Raw genomic sequence first — 3,313 nt, forward strand, 5'->3', positions numbered from 1 at the left:
CTCCCTACCTCCCTACCTCCCTACCTCCCCACAAATCAAGTTTTAGGGTTAGAACGCGCACAGTCCTGGATCTATGGGGGGTTTCTCACTCTTTTTTGAATGGAATTGTAACGAAATGTAAAAAAAATACCGTTATAGCAGCATAACGTCTTGACATCTTGGAAAAATCCCTTTATCTTTAAATACATACCCGGGTACACAAGTTCACTGTCCTATGCAAAGCAAGCAAAAGGTAACGTTATATATTCCGCCCCAACTGCACCGCAAATTAAAAATTAAGGCAGCAGTTGAATCAGAACCGATGTCTTCTCTGGCTGAACGGGCGATTATCTTCTACCTCAATAATCCAGAGGTCGTCGATGAAATAGAAGCATCGCATGGGCAAACTCATCGGGTATACTCATGTCCCGAATGTGCCAACTCAGTTGTTATCAGGGAAGGTGAACTCGTTTCACTGAAAAATCAACCCAGTGTACTGACAGAAGAAGAACTTAAACTTCAGCAAGTACAGCAAGTTGATGCTCCTCCAGCCCAGCAAGGAGAAGAAAAGCTGGTTCCCTGTTAATTCAATCAACTCTCGAACGCAGTTTGGGCGCACCTGTCGTGTTCAGATTTGAGTGAAAGAGTTAGAATAAATCCTTCACACCAAATTGTTGTACCGTCTCTAATGGATCGAGGACTATGCAAGAAGAATTAGGAATCTTAATTGAAGCTCGATATCCTCTGATCTACCTCGTCACATCCGAGGAGGAGCGGTCTGAGCAGACAATCGCCAGAATCGCACAAGCCAAGCGTCAACGAGAGGTTTATGTCTGGACTGTCACCCGTGGGCTAGTCAAGCATGATCAACCGCGTACTACTGTTCAGTCAAATACAGTCTCTCCGCACGCGGCAGTTGAGTGGGTAATTCGACATCGAGAACCCAATGTTACTGGTAGTATTTATGTCTTCAAAGATTTGCATCCCTTCAAGGATTCTCCAGAAGTGACCCGGTGTTGCGGGATGCGATCGCGAGTTTCAAAGATACTAACAAGACTATCATTTTGATGTCTCCGGTGCAAGAAATCCCGATCGAGCTAGAGAAGGAAGTTGTCGTTCTCGACTTTGCTCTGCCTGATATGAAAGAGCTAAATCAAGTTCTGTCAGCTCAGTTAGAACAAACCCGTTCTCGTCGAATCAGTACAGAAACGCGAGAAAAGCTATTAAAAGCAACTCTGGGATTGACAAAAGACGAAGCCGAGAAGGTTTACCGTAAGGCTTATGTAACAGCAGGTCGCCTAACTGAAGCAGAAGTTGAGATTGTTCTATCTGAGAAGAAGCAGATCATTCGACGTAACGGGATATTAGAATATATCGATGTTGACGAAACGATTGATGCTGTCGGAGGCTTAGAGGAGCTAAAACGCTGGTTAAAACAACGTTCTAATGCTTTTACAGAACGAGCTCGCGAATATGGTTTACCCCAGCCAAAGGGAATGCTGATTCTGGGAATACCCGGTTGTGGAAAGTCTTTGATTGCGAAAACCACCTCTCGGTTATGGGGTTTACCCTTGCTGAGGTTGGATATGGGCCGAGTCTATGATGGCTCAATGGTGGGTCGCTCTGAGGCTAACTTACGAAACGCTCTCAAGACTGCCGAATCGATTTCACCCGCGATTTTGTTTATCGATGAGTTAGACAAGTCTTTCGCTGGTAATTCAGGTTCAGCCGATTCTGATGGAGGAACATCTAGCCGGATTTTTGGTTCTTTCCTGACTTGGATGCAAGAAAAGTCCTCACCTGTTTTTGTGATGGCAACGGCGAACCGTGTGGAACGGCTACCGGGAGAGTTCTTGCGGAAAGGACGATTTGATGAGATTTTCTTCGTTGACCTTCCGACCAAAGAGGAACGGCAAGATATTTTCAAAATTCACCTGTCCAAACGACGTTCAGAAATTGATCGCTTCGACTTAGATCAGTTGTCTACGGTTTCTGAAGGTTTCTCTGGGGCAGAAATTGAGCAAGCACTCGTCGCTGCAATGTACGAAGCTTTTGCTCAAGATCGAGAGTTTACGCAGCTTGATATCATCGCCGCCATTAAAGCGACACTACCTCTGTCGAAAACGATGAACGAACAAGTGACTGCCCTGCGCGATTGGGCTCGTCAGAGGGCGCGGCCAGCTGCATCTTCCGTCGCTGAGTATCAGCGTATGGAATTTTAAAAGCTTTCTCCTGGTCCAAACAGGAGGAGAGGCTAGCACATAAAAAGCTAGCAGTTTCTGAAAAGAACACCGCTCTTGTGATCAGCGTCTACGCTACAAATTCAAGGCGGTATCCGTTAAAACCCAAAACCGTTGTTGTTTCGTTTTTAGTTCCACTAGGAGGATATTACAATGTCTCATTTCAGCACTCTGCGTACTAAAATCACTGATTCCGAAATCCTGAAGACTTCTTTACGCGATTTAGGTATCTCTGTAAAGAGCAATGCAGATGTTCGTGGTTACAACGGCCAACGTGTTCGCGCTGACTTAGTTGCAATTCTCGAAGGTGAGTATGATTTAGGTTGGTCTCGCAACAGCGATGGTACTTTCGACCTGATCGCTGACCTGTGGGGCGTTGCTAAAAAACACAACCAAACTGAATTAATCAACGCTATTAATCAGAAGTACGCTGTTAACAAAACTCTTTCTGAAGTTAAGCAGCGTGGTCTGCAAAACGCCAACGTTAAGTTGATCGTTCAAAAATAATCGCTCAGAGCGTTCCCAAGCTTGCGGGTTAACCATACGGGTTAGCCCGTTTTTTTTCGATATTCAATTTGACTCAAATGACTTTGAGATTATTGATAGTGAATTTTAGAGACAGACATTCCTAAACCTGTTGTGGGGTCTGTCATTTTGTAGCGAGAAATCGTGACTTTTCCGGGTTTAGTGAGATGAAGTTCTTCGTTGTGATTACGCTTTAAATATTTTTGAGGCGTTTCGGCTGTTATACCCATCATACTAACCGTAATTAAGGCGATCACAGCAGAAATTTTAAAAGAAGTGTTGAGGCTTTTGGGGTTAGATCTGACGGATTTACAAAGCATAATCAAGTCTCCTAAAAATGATGACATTAAGAGTGTAGAATTGTCAATTGCTTCAGGGTTTAACTGGGCGAGAAATTGTTATTTAATCAGTCTTTAACTCTGTTAATAATGAAAGATTTTGTTTGAGACTAAATCCGAGTGGAGAATTTTGAGGCTGAGTCTGAAGCACCAGAACGGTAATGATCGCGATCGCCGTCATACAAGCTTCTGTGAAACTCAGGTGGTGGTTTTTAATGCTCTGTCGAATGC

The 3,313-nt window shown here is 44.1% G+C and carries 3 protein-coding genes and 1 pseudogene; 3 read left to right on the forward strand and 1 reads right to left on the reverse strand.

The annotated features are described in order from the left end of the window. Positions 1–214 precede the first annotated feature (214 nt). The 3 genes and pseudogenes from L8106_RS28945 (at position 215) to L8106_RS28955 (ending at position 2,726) form a co-directional block, all read left to right on the forward strand. Positions 215–565 (forward strand): hypothetical protein, encoded by a 351-nt coding sequence (locus tag L8106_RS28945; RefSeq protein ID WP_009788141.1) that lies wholly within the window; start codon positions 215–217, stop codon positions 563–565. A 116-nt stretch (positions 566–681) separates the two neighbouring features. Further along, positions 682–2,201 (forward strand): annotated as a pseudogene (locus tag L8106_RS28950) (AAA family ATPase). A gap of 171 nt (positions 2,202–2,372) precedes the next feature. Beyond that, complete coding sequence (locus L8106_RS28955) at positions 2,373–2,726, forward strand: DUF1257 domain-containing protein (RefSeq protein ID WP_009788144.1); 354 nt, start codon at positions 2,373–2,375, stop codon at positions 2,724–2,726. A gap of 89 nt (positions 2,727–2,815) precedes the next feature. On the opposite strand, the gene L8106_RS28960 is transcribed toward L8106_RS28955, so the two are convergent. Next, positions 2,816–3,064, reverse strand: coding sequence for a hypothetical protein (locus L8106_RS28960; protein ID WP_009788145.1), 249 nt, complete (start codon positions 3,062–3,064; stop codon positions 2,816–2,818). Between the last annotated feature and the right edge of the window lie 249 nt (positions 3,065–3,313).

This window comes from Lyngbya sp. PCC 8106 (assembly GCF_000169095.1).
Lineage (GTDB): Bacteria > Cyanobacteriota > Cyanobacteriia > Cyanobacteriales > Microcoleaceae > Capilliphycus.